General features: G+C 60.0%; 26 protein-coding genes. 14 read left to right on the top strand and 12 right to left on the bottom strand.

The annotated features are described in order from the left end of the window. Nucleotides 1-3: 3 nt before the first annotated feature. Nucleotides 4-498, bottom strand: a complete 495-nt coding sequence (locus tag GDN47_RS13900) for a DUF721 domain-containing protein (protein ID WP_095434185.1) — start codon at nucleotides 496-498, stop codon at nucleotides 4-6. Nucleotides 499-593: 95 nt separating this feature from the next. On the opposite strand from GDN47_RS13900, the gene mutY reads away from it, so the two are divergent. From mutY to GDN47_RS13915, 3 genes are read left to right on the top strand one after another with little or no spacing between them, the layout of a single operon-like run. Continuing rightward, nucleotides 594-1709 (top strand): A/G-specific adenine glycosylase, encoded by a 1116-nt coding sequence (gene mutY, locus GDN47_RS13905; protein WP_152093586.1) that lies wholly within the window; start codon nucleotides 594-596, stop codon nucleotides 1707-1709. Further along, nucleotides 1706-2320, top strand: coding sequence for an HAD family hydrolase (locus tag GDN47_RS13910; protein ID WP_152093587.1), 615 nt, complete (start codon nucleotides 1706-1708; stop codon nucleotides 2318-2320). Before mutY ends, GDN47_RS13910 begins: the two co-directional genes overlap by 4 nt. A gap of 4 nt (nucleotides 2321-2324) precedes the next feature. Continuing rightward, the gene (locus tag GDN47_RS13915; RefSeq protein ID WP_113331945.1) at nucleotides 2325-2690 is read left to right on the top strand and encodes a nuclear transport factor 2 family protein; all 366 of its coding nucleotides are present in this window, start codon (nucleotides 2325-2327) and stop codon (nucleotides 2688-2690) included. A 131-nt stretch (nucleotides 2691-2821) separates the two neighbouring features. Here the strand turns inward: GDN47_RS13915 and GDN47_RS13920 are convergent, their stop codons facing one another. The 3 genes from GDN47_RS13920 to GDN47_RS13930 all read right to left on the bottom strand — a co-directional run bounded on the left by GDN47_RS13920 (nucleotide 2822) and on the right by GDN47_RS13930 (nucleotide 4783). Beyond that, nucleotides 2822-3952, bottom strand: a complete 1131-nt coding sequence (locus GDN47_RS13920; RefSeq protein WP_152093588.1) for a site-specific DNA-methyltransferase — start codon at nucleotides 3950-3952, stop codon at nucleotides 2822-2824. 157 nt (nucleotides 3953-4109) lie between these two features. Beyond that, a complete protein-coding gene (locus tag GDN47_RS13925) occupies nucleotides 4110-4457 on the bottom strand; it encodes an antibiotic biosynthesis monooxygenase family protein (protein WP_113353929.1) in 348 nt (115 codons plus the stop codon). Further along, nucleotides 4454-4783 (bottom strand): NIPSNAP family protein, encoded by a 330-nt coding sequence (locus GDN47_RS13930; protein WP_113331947.1) that lies wholly within the window; start codon nucleotides 4781-4783, stop codon nucleotides 4454-4456. Before GDN47_RS13930 ends, GDN47_RS13925 begins: the two co-directional genes overlap by 4 nt. Nucleotides 4784-4855: 72 nt before the next feature. Between GDN47_RS13930 and GDN47_RS13935 the strand changes: the two genes are divergently transcribed. Beyond that, nucleotides 4856-5596 carry an ArsR/SmtB family transcription factor gene (locus tag GDN47_RS13935; RefSeq protein WP_113390357.1) on the top strand — a complete coding sequence of 247 codons (741 nt, stop codon included), beginning with the start codon at nucleotides 4856-4858 and terminating at the stop codon, nucleotides 5594-5596. Here the strand turns inward: GDN47_RS13935 and GDN47_RS13940 are convergent. The 3 genes from GDN47_RS13940 to GDN47_RS13950 form a co-directional block, all read right to left on the bottom strand. Further along, the gene (locus tag GDN47_RS13940; protein WP_152093589.1) at nucleotides 5593-6018 is read right to left on the bottom strand and encodes a DUF1284 domain-containing protein; all 426 of its coding nucleotides are present in this window, start codon (nucleotides 6016-6018) and stop codon (nucleotides 5593-5595) included. The two genes, GDN47_RS13935 and GDN47_RS13940, sit on opposite strands and share 4 nt — an antisense overlap. Next, a complete protein-coding gene (locus tag GDN47_RS13945; RefSeq protein ID WP_152093590.1) occupies nucleotides 6015-6605 on the bottom strand; it encodes a biotin transporter BioY in 591 nt (196 codons plus the stop codon). The genes GDN47_RS13940 and GDN47_RS13945 overlap by 4 nt, the downstream gene beginning before the upstream one ends. 264 nt (nucleotides 6606-6869) lie before the next feature. Next, on the bottom strand, nucleotides 6870-7538 hold the full coding sequence (locus tag GDN47_RS13950) for a GntR family transcriptional regulator (RefSeq protein ID WP_152093591.1): 669 nt from the start codon (nucleotides 7536-7538) through the stop codon (nucleotides 6870-6872). A gap of 243 nt (nucleotides 7539-7781) precedes the next feature. Between GDN47_RS13950 and GDN47_RS13955 the strand changes: the two genes are divergently transcribed. After that, on the top strand, nucleotides 7782-8474 hold the full coding sequence (locus tag GDN47_RS13955) for an HAD family hydrolase (protein ID WP_113331986.1): 693 nt from the start codon (nucleotides 7782-7784) through the stop codon (nucleotides 8472-8474). A gap of 96 nt (nucleotides 8475-8570) precedes the next feature. On the opposite strand, the gene GDN47_RS13960 is transcribed toward GDN47_RS13955, so the two are convergent. Next, nucleotides 8571-9191, bottom strand: a complete 621-nt coding sequence (locus GDN47_RS13960; RefSeq protein WP_152093592.1) for a hypothetical protein — start codon at nucleotides 9189-9191, stop codon at nucleotides 8571-8573. Between the two features lie 313 nt (nucleotides 9192-9504). Here GDN47_RS13960 and thrC point away from each other — a divergent pair, with 313 nt between their 5' ends. The 4 genes from thrC to GDN47_RS13980 are packed head-to-tail and all read left to right on the top strand — an operon-like array spanning nucleotide 9505 to nucleotide 15795. After that, the gene (gene thrC, locus GDN47_RS13965) at nucleotides 9505-10902 is read left to right on the top strand and encodes a threonine synthase (RefSeq protein ID WP_152093593.1); all 1398 of its coding nucleotides are present in this window, start codon (nucleotides 9505-9507) and stop codon (nucleotides 10900-10902) included. 20 nt (nucleotides 10903-10922) lie between these two features. Continuing rightward, nucleotides 10923-12221 (top strand): M16 family metallopeptidase, encoded by a 1299-nt coding sequence (locus tag GDN47_RS13970; RefSeq protein WP_113353923.1) that lies wholly within the window; start codon nucleotides 10923-10925, stop codon nucleotides 12219-12221. 50 nt (nucleotides 12222-12271) lie between these two features. Further along, nucleotides 12272-12886: a GNAT family N-acetyltransferase gene (locus tag GDN47_RS13975; protein WP_113331954.1), complete on the top strand. Its 615-nt coding sequence runs from the start codon at nucleotides 12272-12274 to the stop codon at nucleotides 12884-12886. Then, nucleotides 12883-15795 carry an EAL domain-containing protein gene (locus GDN47_RS13980; RefSeq protein WP_371865500.1) on the top strand — a complete coding sequence of 971 codons (2913 nt, stop codon included), beginning with the start codon at nucleotides 12883-12885 and terminating at the stop codon, nucleotides 15793-15795. Before GDN47_RS13975 ends, GDN47_RS13980 begins: the two co-directional genes overlap by 4 nt. 24 nt (nucleotides 15796-15819) lie before the next feature. On the opposite strand, the gene GDN47_RS13985 is transcribed toward GDN47_RS13980, so the two are convergent. The 3 genes from GDN47_RS13985 to GDN47_RS13995 all read right to left on the bottom strand — a co-directional run bounded on the left by GDN47_RS13985 (nucleotide 15820) and on the right by GDN47_RS13995 (nucleotide 17906). Then, a complete protein-coding gene (locus tag GDN47_RS13985) occupies nucleotides 15820-16875 on the bottom strand; it encodes a zinc-binding metallopeptidase family protein (RefSeq protein ID WP_152093594.1) in 1056 nt (351 codons plus the stop codon). Between the two features lie 138 nt (nucleotides 16876-17013). Then, nucleotides 17014-17205, bottom strand: coding sequence for a CsbD family protein (locus GDN47_RS13990; protein ID WP_152093595.1), 192 nt, complete (start codon nucleotides 17203-17205; stop codon nucleotides 17014-17016). A 95-nt stretch (nucleotides 17206-17300) separates the two neighbouring features. Then, complete coding sequence (locus GDN47_RS13995; RefSeq protein WP_069613770.1) at nucleotides 17301-17906, bottom strand: YqgE/AlgH family protein; 606 nt, start codon at nucleotides 17904-17906, stop codon at nucleotides 17301-17303. Nucleotides 17907-18046: 140 nt separating this feature from the next. On the opposite strand from GDN47_RS13995, the gene GDN47_RS14000 reads away from it, so the two are divergent. Then, on the top strand, nucleotides 18047-18874 hold the full coding sequence (locus GDN47_RS14000) for a protein-disulfide reductase DsbD domain-containing protein (protein WP_113331956.1): 828 nt from the start codon (nucleotides 18047-18049) through the stop codon (nucleotides 18872-18874). Between the two features lie 83 nt (nucleotides 18875-18957). Next, nucleotides 18958-19443, top strand: a complete 486-nt coding sequence (locus tag GDN47_RS14005) for a peroxiredoxin (protein ID WP_113390363.1) — start codon at nucleotides 18958-18960, stop codon at nucleotides 19441-19443. A gap of 85 nt (nucleotides 19444-19528) precedes the next feature. On the opposite strand, the gene GDN47_RS14010 is transcribed toward GDN47_RS14005, so the two are convergent. After that, a complete protein-coding gene (locus GDN47_RS14010) occupies nucleotides 19529-19897 on the bottom strand; it encodes a VOC family protein (RefSeq protein WP_152093596.1) in 369 nt (122 codons plus the stop codon). A gap of 94 nt (nucleotides 19898-19991) precedes the next feature. Between GDN47_RS14010 and GDN47_RS14015 the strand changes: the two genes are divergently transcribed. The 3 genes from GDN47_RS14015 to GDN47_RS14025 are packed head-to-tail and all read left to right on the top strand — an operon-like array spanning nucleotide 19992 to nucleotide 21888. Then, on the top strand, nucleotides 19992-20240 hold the full coding sequence (locus GDN47_RS14015; RefSeq protein WP_152093597.1) for a hypothetical protein: 249 nt from the start codon (nucleotides 19992-19994) through the stop codon (nucleotides 20238-20240). Beyond that, nucleotides 20237-21019 (top strand): metal ABC transporter ATP-binding protein, encoded by a 783-nt coding sequence (locus GDN47_RS14020; protein ID WP_152093598.1) that lies wholly within the window; start codon nucleotides 20237-20239, stop codon nucleotides 21017-21019. The genes GDN47_RS14015 and GDN47_RS14020 overlap by 4 nt, the downstream gene beginning before the upstream one ends. Beyond that, nucleotides 21016-21888, top strand: coding sequence for a metal ABC transporter permease (locus tag GDN47_RS14025; protein ID WP_152093599.1), 873 nt, complete (start codon nucleotides 21016-21018; stop codon nucleotides 21886-21888). The genes GDN47_RS14020 and GDN47_RS14025 overlap by 4 nt, the downstream gene beginning before the upstream one ends. Nucleotides 21889-21893 lie beyond the last annotated feature (5 nt).

A 21893-nucleotide genomic window follows, 5' to 3' on the forward strand; every position in this document is an offset into this window, starting at 1 on the left:
CTTCTAGCGCCGTTTCCAAGCCATGGCCGTTCCTAAACGCTGAACGGCGGCCCTGATCTTCTCATCTTCAATGCCGTCCATCATGTCAGCCAGCTTGCGGGCCGCCTCGCCCTTCAGTGGCGGCGGCGTGCGCGAACGCTTGGACGCGACCGAAACCGGCTTCTGCACGATGCGGATCTGGTTGACGGCATAGAAACCGAAGAAGCTGTTAATGCGCTGGATGAGTTCACCCTGGGCATGGGTCAGGAAGAGCGCGCGGGCGCCCTCGCAGGCGATCGTCAGCACGCCAGGCTGATAGCGGTCGTCCATGCCGGGACCGGTTCGCTTTGCCCAGGCGATCTTCTCCGGCCGTGTGCAATCGGCAAAGTCCTCGCCGGCGATCTCGTCCCAGCAGCCGAGCAGCGTTGTATTGATACCTGCGCGCTTTGCCAGCACGGGATCGACAATGCCGTTGGTCAGCTCGGAAATCTGCTTTTCGCCTTTTCGGGGATAACTCATTTCAACTGGGTCTCTACACAGGCTTTATGCGTCCGGCACCTTGATCGCCCGACACAGCTTGGCCAAGTATAGAGCACTTCCCCTCGACGCGGCAAATCATGACGACGACTTTAGAATCCCCCACGGCCGCATCGCTGCTTGCCTGGTACGACCGCCATCATCGCGACCTGCCCTGGCGGGTTTCGCCGCCGATGGCAGCACGCGGCGTCAAGCCGGACCCCTATCGCGTCTGGCTGTCGGAAGTGATGCTGCAGCAGACGACCGTGCCGGCGGTCAAAGCCTATTTCGCGAAATTCCTGGAGCGCTGGCCGACTGTCAATGATCTCGCCGCCGCTGCGAATGAAGACGTCATGGCCGCCTGGGCGGGGCTCGGCTATTACGCGCGCGCCCGCAATCTGAAGAAATGCGCCGAAGCGGTTGCCGCAGACCATGCTGGCCGCTTTCCCGATACCGAGGAAGGGCTGCGAGCGCTTCCAGGCATCGGCGATTATACATCCGCCGCCGTCGCCGCCATCGCGTTCAATCGCCAGGCAGCCGTGATGGACGGTAATGTCGAGCGCGTCATTTCCCGCCTCTACGCGATTTCGGCGCCGCTGCCCGGCGCCAAGCCGCTGATGAAGCACAAGGTAGCCCTGCTGACACCTGCCGACCGACCGGGCGATTTTGCTCAGGCGATGATGGATCTCGGCGCGACGATCTGCACGCCGAAGCGTCCGGTCTGTTCGCTCTGTCCCTTCAACGGCGCTTGTCAGGCGCTGGCCGCGCATGATCCCGAACGTTTCCCGGTCAAGGCAGCCAAGAAGGAAAAGCCGGTACGCCAGGGCGCGGCCTTCGTCGCCGTCAATGACGACGGGGAAATCTTCCTGCGGCGGCGTGTGGAAAGTGGATTGCTCGGCGGCATGACCGAGGTTCCGACGACCGGCTGGACGGCGCGGATTGACGGCGAGACCGGCATCGAGGCCGCGCCCTTCCCTGCCGACTGGCAGCCGGCAGGCACGGTGACGCATGTCTTCACGCATTTCGAATTGAGATTGTCGATCTGGCGTGCCAAGTCGGTGACGCAGAATGACAACCATGACGGATGGTGGGCGCCGGTTACAAATCTTGAAGAGCAGGCACTCCCGACAGTCATGAAAAAAGCTATCGCTCAGGCTATTCCCAATGCGTTCGCAAAAATGCCTTTAGAGCAAAAATCAGGAATTCATTCATGACGACGGAAATACGGCACATCGTTTTCGATATTGGCAAGGTTCTCATCCACTATGATCCAAACCTTCCCTACAGCCGGATCATTCCGGACGATGCTGAGCGAGAATGGTTCTTCGCCAATGTCTGCACTCATGAATGGAACCTCGAGCAGGATCGCGGCCGCACCTGGAGCGATGCCGAAGCGTTGCTGATCGCCGATCACCCCGAACGGGAAGAGCAAATCCGCAGCTTCCGTAAATATTGGCATGAGATGGTTCCGCATGCCTATGACGACAGCGTCGCCATTCTGGAACAGTTTATCGCGGAAGGCCGCGATGTCACCATGCTGACCAATTTCGCCTCTGACACGTTCCGCGAGGCACAGGAGCGCTATCCCTTCCTCAAGAAGCCGCGCGGCGTGACGGTTTCGGGCGATATCGGCCTGATCAAGCCGGATGTCGCGATTTATGATACCCACGCCAAGAGCTTCGGTCTTGACCCGGCCTCGACGATCTTTATCGATGATTCCCAGGCGAACGTCGAAGGCGCGCGCGCTGCCGGCTGGCATGCTGTTCACTTCACCGGCGCCGAGAAGCTGCGCAGCGATCTCGCCGCCCATGGCATAAAGGTTTAAGCCGATGACCTTCGATCCCGCAGAACGCATTGAGCTGTTCCATGACGCGATCAACCGCCTCGACTATGAGGCGATCGAAAATTTCTTCGCCGAGGATGCGACCTATGTCTCCAACGGCGTCGGCAGCCTTGCCGGCCGCGCGGCGATCATGGAAGCCTTCCGCGGCTATTTCGACACCTATCCGGATCAGACCGCATCCAACTCGCTGGTGGAGACGCTGACCCCACTGTCCGGCCGTGCCGTCTGGTCTGTCCGCGCAACCAACAGCAAGACGGGCAAGCCGCTGATCCGCGAAGGCGAGGAAACGATTACCTTTAACGAGGACGGCCGCGTCGTGCGCGTGGATGTCACGGATTACCAGGACTTCTAAAATCTGAAACTAAAGACGCGCAGGGCCTTGCCGGATAGATCGCCCGGCAAGGCCCTGCGCATTTCACCTTCTTCCCTGACTGGAGGTACACGGCGGAAGAAGGCGGATAGGTTTGCGGGAAATGGCTGAGGCTACTCCACCTTCGCCAGATCACTGCGGATGATGGCTCTGAGTTCGTCGATCGGACGCAGGGAACGGCCGTCGTCGAAATGCCAGAACATCCACCCATTGCATGCATCAAGGCCCTGAACTTTCGCGCCAAGGCGATGAATGGAACCGGCCTCGCCGCCGGAATCAACCGTGCCATCAGCCCGCACGATGGCGCTATAGCGGCGCTTCGCATCGGTCAGCACTTGGCCAGGCTTGATGAGGCCGCTTTCGATGAGCGTATTGAAGGCGACGCGCACTTCGGCCTTCTTACCGGTCATGACGGTCAGCTCGGCCTTGCCGAGCGGCTCGACGGCTGCAATGCGGGCGCTGGCCGCATCGATATAATCCTGCTCGCGCTCGATGCCGACAAAGTGGCGGCCGAGGCGCTTGGCAACCGCGCCCGTCGTTCCCGATCCAAAGAAGGGATCGAGAATGATGTCGCCAGGCTTCGACGAGGCCATGATGACACGGGCCAGCAGCGCTTCCGGCTTCTGCGTCGGATGCACCTTCTTGCCGTCGTCGCCCTTCAGCCGCTCATTGCCGCTGCAGATCGGAAACAGCCAGTCGGAGCGCATCTGCACGTCGTCGTTGGCGGCCTTCATTGCGTCGTAGTTGAAGGTATAGCCCTTGGCCTTGGCATTCGGGCTTGCCCAGATCATCGTCTCATGCGCGTTCTGGAAGCGGCGACCCTTGAAATTCGGCATCGGGTTGGTCTTGCGCCAGACGATGTCGTTGAGGATCCAGAAGTTCAGATCCTGCAATGTCGCCCCGACACGGAAGATATTGTGATAGGAGCCGATGACCCAGATCGTGCCCGTTGGCTTCAGCACGCGGCGGCAGGCGAGCAGCCAGGCGCGGGTGAAGGCGTCGTAGGCTTCGAAAGAGGCGAACTGGTCCCACTCATCGTCGACAGCGTCGACCAGCGACTGGTCCGGACGATGCAGCGTGCCGCCAAGCTGGAGATTGTATGGTGGGTCGGCGAAGATGACGTCGACGGATTGATTGGGCAGTGCCTCAAGAGCGGCCACGCAATCGCCCTTGATGATCGTGTCGATCCAGGACCCCGGAGCGGCTGAAGTCCTGAGGTCGGCAAGCGGGAAAACTGACGCCATGTGATACTCGCTGTTACACTTACTCGGTGCTCTTAACTGAGTGTTATGGTTACCTAACTTGGTTACTAAAGGCTAAAGCGGCGTCATATTTTCTGCATTCCCAACGAAACCGCCGGGAATGCAGGCCTCATCGTAAGGCGCTATCGCGTTGAAAGCCCTAGATATCGTGGACTGCGTGACTGTCGTCGGGCGCTTCCGCGCGTTCCGTCATACCGTAATCGCGAAGCACCTGCGCGACACGCAAACGATAGTCGGCAAAGACTGTCTTGCGCCCCGCTTTCTGGGCGGCGCGATGCGCCTCGCGGTTTCGCCATTCGCGAACGGCGGCCTCGTCGCGCCAGAAGGACAGCGACAGGATCTTGCCCGGCTGGGTCAGGCTTTCGAAGCGTTCGATGGAGACGAAACCGTCGATCGCTTCCAGTTCCGAACGCAGCCTTGCGGCAATATCGAGATAGTGCTGGCGTTCGTCGGGATGGGGAATAACTTCGAAAATGACTGCGATCACGGCGATATCCTCGGAGCATGCGGCAGCGAGACATTCTTCAGGAAAATGCGGTCTTCCTGCAAGATGAAGCGCTCGCGGCGAGCAAAATCGAGATTGGCCTGCGCCAGCGGATCGGCGGCTAGGCTCTTGCGATAAGCCTCGTAGGCGGCGAGATTTTCGATGTTGTAGATGCCATAGGCTGTTGTCAGCGAGCCTTCATGCGGAGCGAAATAGCCGATCAGGTCCGCGCCATTGCGTGGGATGACCTGGCCCCAGGCTTTGCCATACTCTGCGAAGGCGTCCTGCTTGAACGGGTCGATCTGGTAGCGGATGAGACAGGTGATCATGGGTTTTCTCCTTTGCTGATGCCGCTGTTTTCGCACATTGCAGCACGGAGATGGTTCGGTTACGATCGAAGTATGAAAGAAGGTCCAGACATAGCACAGATCGGCTCGCTGATCGGCGATCCCGCGCGAGCGAACATTTTGACAGCGCTGATGGGCGGCCGGGCGTTGACGGCAACGGAACTGGCGGCGGCTGCCGGCGTGACGTTGCAGACCGCCAGCGCCCATCTTGCCAAACTTGAAGCGGGAGGCCTGCTGGCACAACGCAAGCAGGGCCGCCATCGCTATTTCACGCTGGCAGACGATCGCGTCGGCAAGCTGCTTGAGGGTATCATGGGTTTTGCAGCCAGCCGTGGCCATCTGCGCCATCGTCCCGGCCCGAAGGAGCCGGCCCTGCGCAAGGCACGCATCTGCTACGACCATCTAGCCGGCGATTACGGCGTGCGCATGCTCGACAGCCTGATCGAGGCCGGGTCGATCTCCGCGGTCGGCGAAGGTCTGAGCCTGACGGACGATGGCGAAAGGCATCTTGGAACGATCGGCATCGACGTCTCCGGATTGCGCTCGAGCCGCCGCCCGCTTTGCCGATCCTGCCTGGATTGGAGCGAGCGGCGCGCGCATCTTGCAGGCAGCCTCGGCAAGGCGCTGCTTTCGAATTTTCTCGACAAGGGTTGGGCGCGGCGAACCGAAAACAGCCGCTCGATCTTCTTCACGCCCGAGGGCGAGCGCCGCTTTTTGGCGCTCTTTCCACTTGAGTTGAGCGATGGCGCCCGGCAGCCAGAGGCCTCACAGCCAGAGCTGGATAACACGCCTTAAGCTGCCTTGATCAGGGCACCGCTGAAATTGCTTGCAGCAATGCGGCTGCAGAGGTCGCCCCATTCGCAGCCGATGCAGGCATGACGGATTTCACCGCCGGCGAAATTGCGGCGAAGCTTAGAAAGCAGGATGGCATCAGGCACCAGCACCGTGCCTATGCCGATCTCTTCGCCCAGCAAGGCCGCGACATCGGCAAGGGCAGTTGCATCCCGCTCGATGACCGAAGCCTTGAAGCAGTGTGGCTCCTCCCCGTTCAGGAGCGGAGCGCAGACGTCATCGGGGCCGGAGACCAGTTTGATCTTCTCCCCTTCCGACAGCCGCTCGGCGATGCGGCGATAATTGTCGGTGAAGGCTGAGGTATAGCCTTCACCGACGAAGGTCAGCATGCAGAGCAGATGATGGGCGCGAAGCCTGACGGTCAATTCAGACGCGCCTCGCCGCTATAGACCTGAATGGTCTTCAGCACTGCGGCTGCAAGCGCGGACTTGAGGACGGCGCCGAGGATGAAGGGCGCCACGCCAAGCAGCCAGCCTTTTTCCGCACCGTTCAGCGCTGCAAGCCATACGCCGCCGATCGCAAGGCAGAGAATGTTAGCCGAGAGATGCGCCAGAAAGCTGCGCACGACGCGGTTGCCGCTCCAACCTCGCTCGGCAAGCCAGCCGACGAGGGCTGCGATGATCGGGAAGGATGCGAGATAACCCGCCGTCGGACCCATGAAGGGCGCAATGCCGCCTACCCCGCCGGCGAGCACCGGAAAGCCGATGGCAGCTTCGCCCAGCCAGGCGAGAACCGTAACTGCGCCAAGACGCCAGCCATAAAGAGCACCGATCATGGTGATCGCGAATGTCTGCATGGTGATCGGCACCGGTATCATCGGCACCGAGATTCGCGATGCGAGTGCCAGGATCAGTGTTCCGGCGAGAACGAACACAGTCTTGGCAACAAGCGAACGCTGACCAAGGCGAAGCGGATCAAAAGCGACTTCATCGTGATGCTGCAACAGGGACATAGGCTCTCCTTTCAAAATTATAGATAATTTTTGAGTCTCATCTATTTTATGAGAGAGATTGCGAAATCAGGCAAGTGGCAAGCTCCGGATATTTTGAGTAAGCGCGAAATCCTTTTGAAAAATAAGTGTAATAAATCCGGAAAGCGCGGCGAACCGCAGCTGAAATGCTGATCGAGATGCAACAGCGGCAAAACGAAGAAACTCCGCGCGGAGTACAGTTCGCGAGGCACGCCCTACAAGGCATCTTAAAATTATCTATAATTTTTAGCCGACGATTGCAAAGGCGTCGCGTGTCGATCCGGTAGGTGTGCGCACCGGCGCGCGGCCGATCCATTGCACATGCTTCTGCAGAATAGCAGCCGCCTCGTCTGCCCGCCCTTGGCGCAGCGCCGCCAGAATGGCGCGGTGGTCATGATCCGTGCGTTTTTCCCAGCCGGATTGCCAGGCAGAAAAGAGAAAGCGGGCGCTCGCCGCATGCAAATCATCGATAGCGGCAAGAAGACGCGCCATGCCGCAAGGCGCCAGGATCAGGCGATGGAAACGGCGGTTTGCTTCCTCCCAGGCGTGGACATCACCGGCGGCATCGCCATCGCGTGTCGCCTGCTCGGCCTCGTCCAGAATGGCTGACGTCAGATGCGGGGCCGCATACTTGAGTGCAAGGCCTTCGAGGGCTGCGCGCATTTCCGCAACTTCGCGGACTTCCTTGAGATCGAAGGAGGCGACACGGACGCCACGGCGCGGCAGGCTGATCGCCAGTCCCTGCGCCTCGAGCCGCCGGAACGCCTCGCGCACGGGCACATGGCTGGTGCCGAACTCCTCGGCGATGTGATCCTGCCGCAGGCGGGCATCGGGCGCGATCTCGCCGCGGATGATGCGGTCGGCAAGCACCCGGCTGATGCGGCTGGCAATGGTGTCGTCGCGCTCCTTGGCCATGGCCGATCCTTAAAGGCGGGCCAATCCGATGTCGAGGGCCGATATCGAGCGACAAGAAATCGTCATCACCTCTTTTGCGCATTTCGACCTTTTCGCTCACTGCAGCGCAGCCATGCCCGCCAATTGGTTGAGCTTTGCCGACATATCGTGTAAAGCCCGGCGGTCATTTTTCAGAGCATGCCCCGAAACATCAATGGTTTCCTGTAGCGTGCCGAACTCAGCCACATCAAAGGCAGCAATTTCATGAGCAATGGCTTCGACCTCATCATCTTCGACTGCGACGGCGTTCTGGTCGATTCGGAAATCATCGCGGCACAAGTCGAATCCAAACTGCTGACCGATGCGGGCTATCCGATCAGCACCGAGGAAATGGGTGAACGCTTCGCCGGCATGACCTGGCGCAACATCCTGTTCGAAGTCGAGCGCGAGGCCAGTATTCCCCTCTCCGCTTCGCTGCTCGACAAATCGGAAAAGCTGCTCGACCTGGCGCTTGCCAGCGACGTTCAGCCTATCCCTGGCGTTCCGCTGGCGCTGTCACGCCTGCCGATACCGCGCTGCATCTGCTCGAATTCCAGCTTCGCCCGCATCGAGATGATGCTGACGAAGGTCGGCTACCTCAAACTGTTTGCTCCTAATATCTTTTCCGCCAAGGATCTCGGCGCCGACCGCGTCAAGCCCAAGCCGGACATTTTCCTGCATGGCGCCAAGCAGATGAATGTCAGCCCAGCCAATACGATCGTCGTCGAAGATTCGGTCCACGGCGTTCAGGCGGCACGTGCCGCCGGCATGCGCGTCATCGGCTTCACCGGCGCATCGCACACCTATCCTTCGCATGCCGACCGTCTGACCGATGCCGGCGCCGAAACCGTCGTCAGCCGCATGGCCGACTTGCCGGGCGTGGTCATGGCGCTCGCCGAATGGGACGGCGTGCTCTGAGGCAATAGGCAATAGGCAATAGGCAAGATGTTGCGGCCATAGTGCCGGCGGCAGCAAGGACAAGGTGATCTTTTCCTACTGCCTACTGCTCCAACCTTAGTGACGCTTCTTGCGCGCTGGCTTCTCGCCCTTTGCCGGCTTCTGCGGGCCTTGATCGAAGCCGATCTGGACGATGGTGAAGCCGCCCGAGCCACCAGCAACTTGAATATCGTCGTCGGTGAAGAGGAACTGCGCCGTGCTTTCGCCCGGCGGGATTTCCGCCGTATACATGATGGTCTTGCTATAGAGCGCGTTGTCATTGTCCATGACCGCAACATGGATCGGCAGGGTTACCTTGCCGGAGCTGCCCATGGGACCAGCAACCAGGCGCCCCTGCGCCACGACGTGAATGCCGAGGCTTGTTCCATCGGTGGTGCACTGGCGGGTCGCCTGCGCCAGCGAAGCCTGATAGACTAGCTGGTTCGGATCGTCCTTGGCGCCCTTGGCGTAGGTGCGATAGACCGAATCCTCGTCGCGGATGACCGCCTGCGGGCACTTGCCGGCAACATAGGTCTGGCCGCCCGTAGGTGCGGCAGTCGTGGCTCCGGTTTGCGGCGCTACCGTTACATCCGTTGCCGGCTGTTTTTCACTGTTGCCGCCGATGCCGAGAGTGCTGCAACCCATCAGGAATGCCAGAAGCGAAGCGGAGAAAAGACGACGCGAAACCTTGCCAAACACTATAATTCCACCCTCTCCATATATTTCATATAATCGGCCTGCAGCCTGTCAAACGGGCCTTTTATGACACTTGGCGATGGTCTATACCAGCGACGCAGCGAAAAATCGATTGGGTAGACACCGTTTTGGCTCACTTTTCGAGATCGACACATTGCCACAAACAGACGCCACATGGCGCCGATCCCACGCGCCTTGCGCAAACGCGAAAATCACGCGGCTGATCCGACGCAAAAAGACCGGCCGTCGTCTCTTCGTTCCTCTACCCTCTCAATCGATCACTCAGGCAATTTTGCGACCAAAGGAATTCTAGACCGTGGACTATATTTCAACGCGGGGAGAAGCCCCTGCCCTTGGCTTCTGCGACGCCCTCCTGGCCGGCCTTGCTCGTGACGGCGGGCTCTATGTTCCCCGTGAATGGCCGGTCCTGACGAAGAAGGAAATCCGCGCCTTTCGCGGCAAGAGCTATCAGGATGTCGCCTTCGCGGTGCTTTCGCCCTTCACCAATGGCGAGATCCCGGCAGATGTCTTCCGCGGCATGATCGACGATGCCTACGCCACGTTCCGGCATCCGGCAGTGGCGCCACTCGTCCAGACCGGGCCGAACAGCTTCGTCATGGAGCTTTTTCACGGCACGACACTCGCCTTCAAGGATGTCGCCATGCAGCTGCTGGCGCGGCTGATGGACTATGCGCTGGAGAAGCGCGGCCAGCGGGCGACCATCGTCGGCGCGACCTCGGGCGATACCGGCGGCGCGGCAATCGACGCCTTTGCCGGACGCGAGCGCACCGATATCTTCATTCTCTTCCCGCATGGAAAAGTCTCGCCGGTACAGCAGCGGCAGATGACCACGTCGACGGCAGCAAATGTGCATGCGCTGGCCATCAAGGGCAATTTCGACGATTGCCAGAACCTCGTCAAAGCCATGTTCAACGATGCGCCCTTCCGCGACAAGGTGAGGCTCTCCGGCGTCAATTCCATCAACTGGGCGCGAATCATGGCGCAGGTGGTCTACTATTTCACCACCGCTGTTGCTCTCGGCGGCCCTGACCGAAAGATTTCCTTCACGGTGCCGACGGGCAATTTCGGCGATATTTTCGCCGGCTACGTCGCAAAGCGCATGGGCCTGCCGATCGAAAAACTGGTCATCGCCACCAACGAGAACGATATTCTGGCGCGCATGCTGAAGTCAGGCCGCTATGAGATGCGCTCGGTAAAAGCCACCACCTCGCCGTCGATGGATATCCAGATCTCCTCCAATTTCGAGCGCCTGCTGTTCGAGGCCAACGGCCGGGATGCCTCCAAGGTGCGCGCCGCCATGGAAAGCCTGAAGCAGTCGAACGGATTTTCAGTCAGCGAAGAAGCCCTGAAGCTTATCAAGAAGGACTTCCGAGCCGGCCGCGCCAGCGAGAAGCAGGTGGCCGAAACGATCCGCAAAACCCTTGCCGACACAGGCTATCTGCTCGATCCGCATACGGCGATCGGCGTCTTCATTGCGGGCAAGAACGAGCGTCCCAGCAGCCCGATGGTAACGCTTGCGACGGCCCACCCGGCAAAATTCCCCGCCGCAGTAAAATCCGCATCCGGTATTGACCCGGCGCTTCCGACGTGGCTTGCTGGTCTGATGACCAGGGAGGAGCGTTTCGACATTCTCGATCCGGAACTTAAAGCCGTTGAAAGCTTTATCGGCAAGCATGCCCGGACCGGCGAATAACAGACGCGGAAAGACAGGCGATGACAGTGGAGTGCACCCGGCTAGCGTCCGGGCTGACAGTAGCGACCCAATCGATGCCACACCTCGAAAGCGTGGCACTCGGCGTTTGGATCAAGTCGGGTTCGCGTAACGAAACCGAGGCAGAACACGGTATCGCGCATCTGCTCGAACATATGGCGTTCAAGGGCACAGCGCGGCGCTCCGCCCGGCAGATCGCCGAGGAAATCGAGAATGTCGGCGGCGAAGTCAACGCCGCCACCTCGACGGAAACCACGTCTTATTATGCCCGCGTGCTGAAGGATCATGTGCCGCTCGCCGTCGATATCCTTGCCGATATCCTGACGGAATCCGCTTTCGACGAGGAAGAGCTGGCGCGCGAAAAGCAGGTCATCCTGCAGGAAATCAATGCCGCGAACGACACGCCCGACGATGTCGTCTTCGACAAGTTTTCCGAGGTCGCCTATCGCGGCCAGACGCTTGGGCGCGCCATTCTCGGCACACCGGAGACTGTCGTCTCCTTCTCACCGGAACAGATCCGCCATTATCTTGGCCGCAACTACACGACCGACCGCATGTTCGTCGTGGCGGCCGGCGCAGTCGACCATGAAAGCTTCGTGCGGCAGGTCGAGGAGCGCTTCTCCAGTCTTCCGACGAAACCGTCCGCTCCACCCGTTATCGAGCCGGCGCGTTATATCGGCGGCAACATTCGCGAAACCCGCGATCTGATGGATGCGCAGATCCTGCTCGGCTTCGAAGGCCGCGCCTATCATACCCGCGATTTCTACTGCTCGCAGATCCTCGCCAATATCCTCGGCGGCGGCATGTCCTCGCGGCTATTCCAGGAAGTGCGCGAATTCCGCGGCCTCTGTTATTCGGTCTATGCCTTTCATTGGGGCTTCTCCGACACGGGCATCTTCGGCATCCATGCGGCGACCGGCGGCGAGAACCTGCCGGAACTGCTGCCCGTCATTGTCGACGAGCTGCATAAATCCTCGCATGACATTCAGCAGCAGGAAATCGAGCGCGCCCGCGCCCAGATCCGCGCGCAGCTGCTGATGGGCCAGGAAAGCCCGGCTGCCCGCGCCGGCCAGGTCGCACGACAGATGATGCTTTATGGCCGCCCCATCCCGAACCAGGAGATGCTGGAGCGCCTGGAAGGCATCACGATCGACCGCCTGACGGATCTTGCCGGTCGCTTGTTCTTCGATACAGTACCGACGCTTTCTGCGATCGGGCCGCTGGAGCAGCTCGCGCCGATGGAGGACATCGTAACCTCGCTGTCGGCGCCGGTCCCTGCCTCCAGAAGCGCAAGCGGCTAAGGGCACGCCGCGGGCCTATGGGTGCAATTCTCGGGGGAGTGCTTGGCGGCATGCAAAAATCTGTCTTTCGGTTTCTCTCACGTCATACGGACGCGGTTGAACTCGAAAACGACAATTATTTGCTGCGTTTGCCACGCTACTCCGATTTCAATCAATGGCATAAGCTTCGGGCGGAAAGCCGGCGCTTTCTCGAACCCTGGGAGCCTACCTGGCGACACGACGAGCTGACCGAGGGCGCCTATCGGGCACGCATCATCCGCGGAAAGCAGGAATACAGCTCCGGCCAGGCCATACCGCTCTTCATTTTTCTCAGGGAAAACATGACGCTGGTTGGCGGCATCACGATCGGCTATATTCGCCGAGGTGCTGCGCAGAGCTGCATGATCGGATATTGGATGGGCGAGCGCTACTCCGGTCAGGGCCATATGTTCGCCGCACTTCAGTTGGTTATACCCTATATCTTTTCCGGACTTGAGTTGCACCGAATTGAAGCAGCCTGTATTCCGGATAACGAGCGTAGCATGCGGCTTTTAGAAAAAGCCGGTTTCCAGCGGGAAGGTCATTTGCGCGGTTATCTTAAAATCAACGGTCAGTGGCGCGACCATGTGATGTTTTCAAGGTTGGCATCCGACACCAACCCGAACCGAAGCTTCGACCAGCGATGATCGCCGGAATGATGCAGACGTGGCCAACGGCCCGCCGGCTATGCGCCGTGATCGCAACGCTCGCGGCCGCCATGCTGTTGTTGATCGCCGGGATGGCTGATGCAGCCGAGCCCGTGAAGATCTCGCGCGACGATACTGCTCTCGATCTCACAGCGACGACCGAAATCTACACCAATCAGGGTGAAGCCTTCCAGGTTTCGACAGCGGCCGGCGCCGACGGCATCCGCCGCCGCATCGAGGTTCGCTCCTCTTCGCCCAATCATCAGGGCGACTGGGCGGTTTTCGCGCTCGCCAACGTTTCCGAAGAGCAGCTTGAGCGCGTCATCGTCGCGCCGCATTTCCGTCTCGTGAATTCAAAGGTCTTCTGGCCCGATCTCGGCTCGCAGCGCATCGTCGCGATCACGCCGAGCGAAGGTTTTGCGCTCGATCGTCAGCCGAGCGACGAGGCTGACGTCTTCCGTATCACGTTGAACCCAGGCGCCGTCGTCACCTTCGTTGCCGAACTTTCGTCACCGAACCTGCCGCAGCTCTATCTCTGGGAACCGAACGCCTACAAGGATACGGTCAACGCTTTCACGCTCTATCGCGGCATCGTGCTCGGCATTGCCGGCCTGCTGGCGGTGTTCCTGACCATTCTTTTCGTCGTCAAGGGCACGTCGATGCTGCCGGCGACGGCGGCACTTGCCTGGGCGGTGCTCGGCTATATCTGCGTCGATTTCGGCTTCCTCGGCAAGCTCATCAGCATCACGTCAAGCGACCAGCGAATATGGCGCGCCTGTGCGGAAGTGGCGCTCGCGTCGAGCCTGGTGATCTTCCTCTTCACCTATCTCAATCTCAATCGCTGGCACGCCCATCTCGGTTATGTGACACTTGCCTGGGTGCTTGGCCTTGCCCTCCTCTTCGGCGTGGCGATCTACGATCCGTCGATTGCTGCGGGCATTGCGCGGCTGTCGCTGGCGCTGACGGCAACAGCCGGCCTGCTACTCATCATCTATCTCGGCTTCAGCCGTTATGACCGGGCCATCCTGCTCGTGCCGGCCTGGGCGCTGATCCTCGTCTGGCTGTTCGGCGCCTGGATGACGGTCATGGGCAAGCTCGACAATGACATCATCCAGCCGGCACTCGGCGGCGGCCTCGTTCTCATCGTCCTGCTGATCGGCTTCACCGTCATGCAGCACGCCTTTGCCGGCGGCGCCTTCCAGCAGGGCCTGTTCTCGGATCTGGAGCGGCAGTCCCTGGCGCTGACGGGCTCCGGCGATACCGTATGGGACTGGGACGTGGCGCGCGACCGCGTAGTGACGACGCCCGATATCTCGGTGAAGCTCGGCCTCTCGCCCGGAACCATGCATGGCGCGGCGCGCAACTGGCTGCCGCGGCTGCATCCCGACGACCGCGACCGCTTCCGAGCGACGCTCGACGTCCTTCTGGAGCATCGGCGCGGCCGATTGAACCATGAATTCCGCATCCGCGCGGAGGATGGACATTTCCACTGGCTGTCGATCCGCGCACGGCCGGTGCTGGGGTCGAACGGCGAGATCATTCGCTGCGTCGGCACGATCGTCGACATTACCGAACAGAAGAATTCAGTTGAACGATTGCTCCACGACGCCGTGCACGACAATCTGACCGGGCTCCCGAACCGTCAGGTCTTCCTCGATCGCCTGCAAGCCGTTCTGACGCTGGCTTCCGATGGAAATCAATTGCGGCCGACGGTCATGGTCATCGACATCGATCGCTATAAACTCGTCAACGATACGCTTGGCTTTGCCGCAGGCGACAATATCCTGATCGCATTGACCCGTCGCCTTCGCCGCCTGATGAAGCCGCAGGATACACTGGCGCGTCTTTCGGGCGACCAGTTCGGCCTCATCCTCGTTTCCGAACGCGATCCCGCCAAGGTCGCCGACTTCGCCGACGCGATCAGCAAGGCGATCATGGTGCCGATCAATTTCGCCAACCGCGAGATCATTTTGACGGCATCGGTCGGGTTGACCTCGTGGGTCGACCAGCAGGAAAATGCGGCCGGGATGCTGAGCGATGCGGAACTCGCCATGTATCGCGCCAAGCGCGCCGGCGGCAACCGCGTCGAACCTTTCCAACCTGCCTTCCGCAGCTTCGGCACCGACCGGCTGCAGCTCGAAACCGATCTGCGCCGCGCCGTCGAACGCAAGGAGCTTTCGCTCGTCTATCAGCCGATCGTTCGGCTTGAGGATGCAGAAATCGCAGGCTTCGAGGCGCTGATGCGCTGGGAGCATCCGAAGCGCGGTAACATTCCGCCATCGGAATTCATCCCGATCGCGGAGGCTTCCGACATCATCGGTCCGCTCGGCATGTTCGCACTGGAGCAGGCAACGAACGACCTCAAGGCATGGCAACGACAGACTGGTGACTTGCCGCTGTTCGTCTCCATCAACCTTTCCAGCGTACAGCTGCTCAACAACGAGCTTTACGACGATATCCGCGCCCTGCTCGCCAAGACCCATTGCGATCCAAGCCGCATCAAGCTGGAATTGACGGAATCGCAGGTGATGGAGAATCCGGAACAGGCGCGGCTCGTGCTCGACAAGCTGCGCGAAGCCGGCATCGGTTTGGCGCTCGATGATTTCGGCACCGGCTATTCCTCGCTCGCCTATCTCACCCGCTTCCCCTTCGATACGATCAAGCTCGACAAGGCGATGGTCCGCGACGATAGCGACAAGAAGGCGGTGCTGCTGCGTTCGGTCATTTCCATGGCGCGCGAACTCAATATGCGCGTCGTCGCCGAGGGCATCGAATCGGAAGAGGATGCGCTGGAGCTCGCCAAGATCGGCTGCAGCTACGGCCAGAGCTTCATCTTCGGTCCGCCGATGGGCTCGGATTCGGTGATCCGTCTGCTCAAGGAACGCTTTCCGCTGACGAAGCGCGCTTAGCATCGTCAATAATGGCAGCGCCGCTCAGACGCTGTCGATCAATTCCCTGATATAGCCGAGCTTCGCGACCACCGGCGGCGAGAGAATGAAGGGATAGGAATCCGGCTGCCCCATGCTGCGCTGGATGGAATTGATCGCTACACTCAAAGGGATCCAGGCGCTGACGAGCTGCTCGGCGCTTTCTGCCTTGTAAGGATTGAAATCCACCTCGGCCGCCATGTCGTGATAGCGATGGGGATCGATCGCCAAGCCGAAGGAACGCGCCGTTTCCAGCGTATCGACGATGTGCAGATAATGCGCAAAGCATTCGGCGAAATCCTCCCAGGGATGGGAGCTGGCATAGGCGCTGATGAAACTTTCCTGCCAGTTTGCAAGCGGGCCATGGTCGTAATGGGCCTGGAGTGCGGCGCCATAATCGGCGCGTTCGTCGCCGAAGACGGCGCGAAAGGCATCGAATTGTCCACGATCGCGGACAAGCTTGTTCCAGATGAAATGACCGGTCTCGTGGCGGAAGTGGCCAAGCAAGGTGCGATAGGGCTCATTCATGGAAGTACGCGCCTGTTCGCGCGTCACGTCATCGGCTTCAGCGGCCCGGATGGCGATCAGTCCCTCCTCGTGACCGGTCATCGCCGGGACCACGGTATTGCCCTGCACCTCATCCTCTAGGAAATCGAAGACGAGCCCACCTTCGGGGTCCTGCTGCCGATCGGGATGCGGCAGGTTCCACCGCAAGAGCGAATAAAACAAATGCCGCTGCGCCTGGCTGATGCGCCGCCAGCGATCTATACCCTGTTGCGTGCCGGTGTTCGGCACGAGACGATTGTGCCGACATGCAACACAATAGGGTTGCGGATCGTCCGCATCAATGAGCCAATTGCAGATATCGAGTTCGGCATTCGCGCAGAAGCGAACATGCCGCGTCTGTTCAGAGACGGGATGCCAGTTCGTCTCAGTTTCTGCTTCCAGGGCATATATCGCCAAGTAATCGGGGATGAAACCGAGCTGATGACCACATCGAATGCATTGCCTGTTATCGAAATGTACAGGCTGTCCGCAATGATCGCACGTGAAAAGCCGCATGCTCCCCCTCGGAAAACTTATTGGCAGGCAATAAAGAGCCTGCCACGTTTCCGTAACAGGCTCTTCCTCCCAACATCGCCGCTTCGACGTCAATTCAGACGGAGCAGCGACCATGGATTGACAAAAACAAGCAGCCGGTCACATCCGGTCCACCGCTCCCTTGACCTTATCCTTGGCTTTGCCAACGGCGGTTTGCACCTTACCCTTGGCTTCCTGTGCAACGCCCTTGGCGCGCATTTCCTTGTCATTCGTCGCCTTGCCGGCCATCTGCTTGGCCTTGCCGGCAATTTCATTCGCCTTACCGGACACCTTGTCGGTCGTGCTGCTCATGTCTGACGCCTCCTTGGCTGCGACAGCGGAATTGCCGTCGCTCTGTCAGGAAAACGTCACGCCCGCTATTTCGTTCCAAAACAACGCAAATCGGCTCAGCTATGACCGGCATGCGGTGACAGCATGACCGGATTGATACCCATGAGAGCCAGCGCACGATCATACTTGTTCTCGAGGCTGCGATCGAAGATCAATTCTTCGTTTGCAGGGCAGTTCAGCCAGCCATTGTTGCCAATCTCCGCCTCAAGCTGGCCAGCGCCCCAGCCGGCATAGCCGAGCAACATCGTCGCGCGCTTCGGACCGCTCCCCTTGGAAATCGCCCTGACGATGTCGAGCGTCGCCGTCAGGCTGATATCGTCACTGACCGGGATGCTGCTGTCGCTGATGTAATCGTCGGAATGCAGGACGAAACCTCGGCCGCTTTCGACTGGACCGCCGGTCTGGATCGGGAAATCGCGCGCCATCTGCGGAAGCACGATAGCATCGTCGTCCTTGATCATTTCGAGATGCAAGAGGACGTCGGTGAATGTCAGCTTCTGAGCCCGGTTGATGACGAAGCCCATGGCACCGGCATCGGAATGGGCACAGATATAAACAACCGTGCGATGAAAGTTCCGATCCTCCATGCCGGGCATGGCGATCAGGAACTGACCGTCGAGAAAACCTCTTTCGCGTCTATTCTTCAGCGTCGATAGGGACATCGTGCCTCCTGACCGCAGTTCGCAACTGCGCCGCCTCATACCAAGATGGGGCAATGTCATAAATCAATCAACTGAAAATGATCATTTACCTCTTCGGTCGTGCTGGCTCCCGGCGACCCAATCCGCTAAATCCTTGTTCCATGATCGAAATAAGTACCGTTGCCCGCCTGTCGGCGCTTCTCACCACTTTGTTTTTCAGCACCGCGGCGGCTCATGCCGCAACGAGTGAGTGGATAGACAATCAGGGCGGCAGAATGCGTCTGATCGCACTGGCACCGGACGCAGAAGGGCATATCCGCGCCGCCTTGCAGATCGAGCCGGAGCCGGGCTGGATCACCTATTGGCGCGAGCCGGGTCAGGGCGGAATTCCGCCGCAAATAACGCCGGCAGCCGGCAGCGGCGTAACACTGGAAAGGGCGGACTATCCCGCGCCGAAGCCGATCCGCGTCGGCCCCATCCAGGAAATCGGCTACGACGCGCCGGTCACGTTTCCGCTCGATCTGCGCGTCACCGGCAAGGCGCCGGCAAAGCTTGAGCTGACGGCCTTCATCGGCCTCTGCAAGGATATCTGCATCCCTTTCCAGGCCGAATATTCCCTGCCGTTGCCGGCAGATGTGCAGCCAACCTCGCATGAACTGGCTTTGCTCGATGCGGCAAAGGCCGTGCTACCGCAGCCTCCCTCCCCGGATTTCGCCGTCCGGAGCCATAAGTTCTCCAACGACGGCAAGGGCCTTTCCCTGCATCTGACACTGCCGGAAGCGAGCGGAAATGCACCTGAGATCTATGTCACGGGGCCATCCGGCTATGTGTTCTTTCAGCAAGCGAATGCGAAGCGGGAGGGAATTTCCTTCTCGGCCGATATGGTAATCGGCAAACTACCGAAGGATTATGATCCGAAGGGCCAAAGCTGGGGTATTCTGGTCGTCGATGGCGATCGGGCGATGGAAACCACCCTTGCGCTCGAATAGGCCGGATCTATAGTTCTCTGAACCGTCTTCAAACCATCGGCGGCCGTTCGAGCGCCCCGAAACAACGACCCAAGGAGAGAGCCATGACTATCGCCATCGGCGACACGCTGCCTGCCGCCACCTTCAAGGAAAAGACCGCCGACGGACCGGTCGAGATCAGCACCGAGCAGCTGTTTGCCGGCAAGCGCGTCGTCCTCTTCGCCGTTCCCGGCGCGTTTACGCCCACCTGCTCGCTCAATCACCTGCCGGGCTTCCTCGAAAACCGCGATGCCATTCTCGCCAAGGGCATCGATGACATCGCCGTCGTTTCCATCAACGACTGGCACGTCATGGGCGCCTGGGCGCAGTCGTCCGGTGGTCTCGGCAAGATCCACTTCCTCGCCGATTGGGACGGCGCCTTCACCAAGGCGCTCGGCCTAGACGTCGATCTCTCGGCCGGCGGCCTCGGCATTCGCTCCAAGCGCTATTCCATGCTGGTGGAAAACGGCGTGGTGAAGACGCTCAATATCGAGGAAAGCCCCGGTCAGGCCACGGTTTCGGGCGCCGCTGCCATGATGGAGCAGCTTTAGGATTTTGATGGATTTGGAAAGGCTGGGCGCCCTGAGCCCGGCCTTTTCCAACTAAAGGTAAGGCGCAAGCCCTTCCTCATTTCTTCTACCTGCTTGTTACCCGGATATAATAGCCATCCGGATCTGCGATACGGAAATCACGCAACCCCCATGGCTGCAAGGCAAGCTTGGATACCGGATGGCCGCCGGCTTTAGCGATACCATAGAAACTTTCCACATCCTCGACGCTTAGCACGATTTCGATGCCAAGACCTGGTCGTTCGCCATTGACCGCCCGAAGTGGATGATCAGGCCCAAGAGCCTCCCGCTTGTTGACGGAAATGATAGCCTCGCCATTCGAGAGCATCGTGTATTGCTCGCCTGTTTCGCCAACCACCTGGAAGTTCAGTACCCGTCGATAGAATTCTATCGACGCCGTCACATCGGCAACAAACAACTCAAGCCTTAGCTTCATAACATTGTCTCCTACCCGCCTCGTAAATTTTGTCGCTCGATCTGCGTGAAAATACAACTGTCGTGAGCCTCATGGCGATAAGGCGCGGACATCATTGCCGGTAAATATTCCAGCCTTGTTCACCTCAAATTCCTGGCAGTTCTCCGCCCGCCTCTTTTTCGCCGCGTTTCATCGGCTACAACACGTAATGTTATTACATAATGAAAGCCCTGAAATGCCTTTTGACCGTGATCCCTTCGCTTCGTCCCTCATGGGGCGCTCGGCTTTGATGCGCCTTGCCTATGTGGCGGTGGGCATTGCAGTGCTTTGGGCTGCTATCGGCTGGGCGGTGGCTTTGGCATGAATGATCTGATCCGCCTCAATAATCTCACCGTTACCTATGAACGTCACCCAGCCGTACACCATCTCTCTGGCGGCTTTGCTGCCGGCAGCCTGACGGCGATTGCCGGGCCGAACGGTGCCGGCAAGTCGACCTTGCTCAAGGCAATCGTCGGAGAGCTGCGGCCGGCGGAAGGGTCGATCGATCGTGGCAAGCTGACGCGCAACGATTTTGGCTATCTGCCCCAAGTGGCCGATATCGCCAGGCGCTTTCCGATTTCGGTTGCCGATACCGTCATGCTCGGTGCCTGGAAGAATGCCGGCGCCTTTGGGCGGTTCTCGCGGAAAGACGCCGAGCGGGCGCGCGAGGCGCTCGGCATCGTCGGGCTTTCGGGCTTCGAAAAAAGGCATATCGGCTCGCTTTCGGCCGGACAGTTCCAGCGCGTGCTGTTTGCGCGGCTGCTGCTGCAGGATGCTCGTGTCATCTTGCTGGACGAACCCTTCACGGCGATCGACCAGCGCACGACGCGCGATCTTCTCGACCTCGTGCTGCGATGGAACCGGGAGGGACGCACGGTCATCGCCGTACTGCACGATTTCGAGCAGGTGCGAAGCTATTTCCCCGAAACGCTGCTGATCGCCCGCAAACTCGTGGGATGGGGCAGGACGGAAGATGTCATGAGTCCAACGAACCTCATCAAAGCGCGCGCCATGGCCGAGCGCTGGGATGAGGAGGCCGCGACATGCCTCCCCGAAGAAGAGCACGACGAAGGCGGCCTCGTGAAGCGGGAGCCGGCCGAATGACCGTCTACGATATCTTCCTCGCACCCTTTGCGGACTATGGTTTCATGCGGCGCGCGCTGATTGCCTGCGTCTGCCTCGGCCTCGGCTCCGGCCCGATCGGCGTCTTCCTGATGCTCAGGCGCATGAGCCTGATGGGTGATGCCATGAGCCATGCCGTTCTGCCTGGCGCCGCTATCGGCTACCTCATTGCCGGCTCGCTGTCGCTGACCGCGATGGGGCTTGGCGGTCTGGTGGCCGGCCTTTCGGTGGCGCTGCTCTCCGGGCTCGTCAGCCGCGCAACCGTGCTGCAGGAGGATGCGAGCTTTGCCAGCTTCTATCTGACCTCGCTGGCGCTCGGCGTCCTCATCGTGTCACTACGCGGCTCCAACATCGATCTGCTGCATGTGCTCTTCGGCACCATTCTCGCAATCGATGCGCCGGCTCTCTACCAGATCGGTGCGATTACGACGGTGACGCTGCTGGCGCTCGCCGTCATCTACCGGCCGCTTGTCATGGAATGCTTCGATCCGGGTTTCCTGCGTGCTGTCGGCGGGCGCGGACCGCTCTATCATTTCCTGTTTCTGCTGCTGGTCGTGCTCAATCTCGTCGCGAGCTTTCAGGCGCTCGGTACGCTGATGGCCGTCGGGCTGATGATGCTGCCGGCCGCCGTGGCTCAGCTCTGGTCGCGCAGCCTACCCGCCATGATGATGATTGCGACGGGAACGGCGATAGTGACAGGCTATCTAGGCCTCATCGCATCATACCATCTCGAATTTGCATCAGGCCCGACCATCATCATCACCGCCAGCCTGATCTACGGCTTCTCCATTCTCTTCGCACCTTCGGGCCTTGCCCGGCGGCTCTTCCCCCGTCCCCATCTCCGGGGCTAATCTGA

It is taken from the genome of Martinezella dioscoreae (assembly GCF_009176305.1).
GTDB lineage: Bacteria > Pseudomonadota > Alphaproteobacteria > Rhizobiales > Rhizobiaceae > Rhizobium > Rhizobium dioscoreae.

Bases quoted from the DNA above. Each gene is read 5' to 3' on its own strand.
- GDN47_RS13900 (WP_095434185.1), bottom strand. From the start codon at position 498: ATGAGTTATCCCCGAAAAGGCGAAAAGCAGATTTCCGAGCTGACCAAC.
- GDN47_RS13910 (WP_152093587.1), top strand. From the start codon at position 1,706: ATGACGACGGAAATACGGCACATCGTTTTCGATATTGGCAAGGTTCTC.
- GDN47_RS13915 (WP_113331945.1), top strand. From the start codon at position 2,325: ATGACCTTCGATCCCGCAGAACGCATTGAGCTGTTCCATGACGCGATC.
- GDN47_RS13920 (WP_152093588.1), bottom strand. From the start codon at position 3,952: ATGGCGTCAGTTTTCCCGCTTGCCGACCTCAGGACTTCAGCCGCTCCG.
- GDN47_RS13930 (WP_113331947.1), bottom strand. From the start codon at position 4,783: ATGATCACCTGTCTCATCCGCTACCAGATCGACCCGTTCAAGCAGGAC.
- GDN47_RS13935 (WP_113390357.1), top strand. From the start codon at position 4,856: ATGAAAGAAGGTCCAGACATAGCACAGATCGGCTCGCTGATCGGCGAT.
- GDN47_RS13945 (WP_152093590.1), bottom strand. From the start codon at position 6,605: ATGTCCCTGTTGCAGCATCACGATGAAGTCGCTTTTGATCCGCTTCGC.
- GDN47_RS13950 (WP_152093591.1), bottom strand. From the start codon at position 7,538: ATGGCCAAGGAGCGCGACGACACCATTGCCAGCCGCATCAGCCGGGTG.
- GDN47_RS13955 (WP_113331986.1), top strand. From the start codon at position 7,782: ATGAGCAATGGCTTCGACCTCATCATCTTCGACTGCGACGGCGTTCTG.
- GDN47_RS13970 (WP_113353923.1), top strand. From the start codon at position 10,923: ATGACAGTGGAGTGCACCCGGCTAGCGTCCGGGCTGACAGTAGCGACC.
- GDN47_RS13975 (WP_113331954.1), top strand. From the start codon at position 12,272: ATGCAAAAATCTGTCTTTCGGTTTCTCTCACGTCATACGGACGCGGTT.
- GDN47_RS13980 (WP_371865500.1), top strand. From the start codon at position 12,883: ATGATCGCCGGAATGATGCAGACGTGGCCAACGGCCCGCCGGCTATGC.
- GDN47_RS13985 (WP_152093594.1), bottom strand. From the start codon at position 16,875: ATGCGGCTTTTCACGTGCGATCATTGCGGACAGCCTGTACATTTCGAT.
- GDN47_RS13990 (WP_152093595.1), bottom strand. From the start codon at position 17,205: ATGAGCAGCACGACCGACAAGGTGTCCGGTAAGGCGAATGAAATTGCC.
- GDN47_RS13995 (WP_069613770.1), bottom strand. From the start codon at position 17,906: ATGTCCCTATCGACGCTGAAGAATAGACGCGAAAGAGGTTTTCTCGAC.
- GDN47_RS14000 (WP_113331956.1), top strand. From the start codon at position 18,047: ATGATCGAAATAAGTACCGTTGCCCGCCTGTCGGCGCTTCTCACCACT.
- GDN47_RS14005 (WP_113390363.1), top strand. From the start codon at position 18,958: ATGACTATCGCCATCGGCGACACGCTGCCTGCCGCCACCTTCAAGGAA.
- GDN47_RS14010 (WP_152093596.1), bottom strand. From the start codon at position 19,897: ATGAAGCTAAGGCTTGAGTTGTTTGTTGCCGATGTGACGGCGTCGATA.
- GDN47_RS14020 (WP_152093598.1), top strand. From the start codon at position 20,237: ATGAATGATCTGATCCGCCTCAATAATCTCACCGTTACCTATGAACGT.
- GDN47_RS14025 (WP_152093599.1), top strand. From the start codon at position 21,016: ATGACCGTCTACGATATCTTCCTCGCACCCTTTGCGGACTATGGTTTC.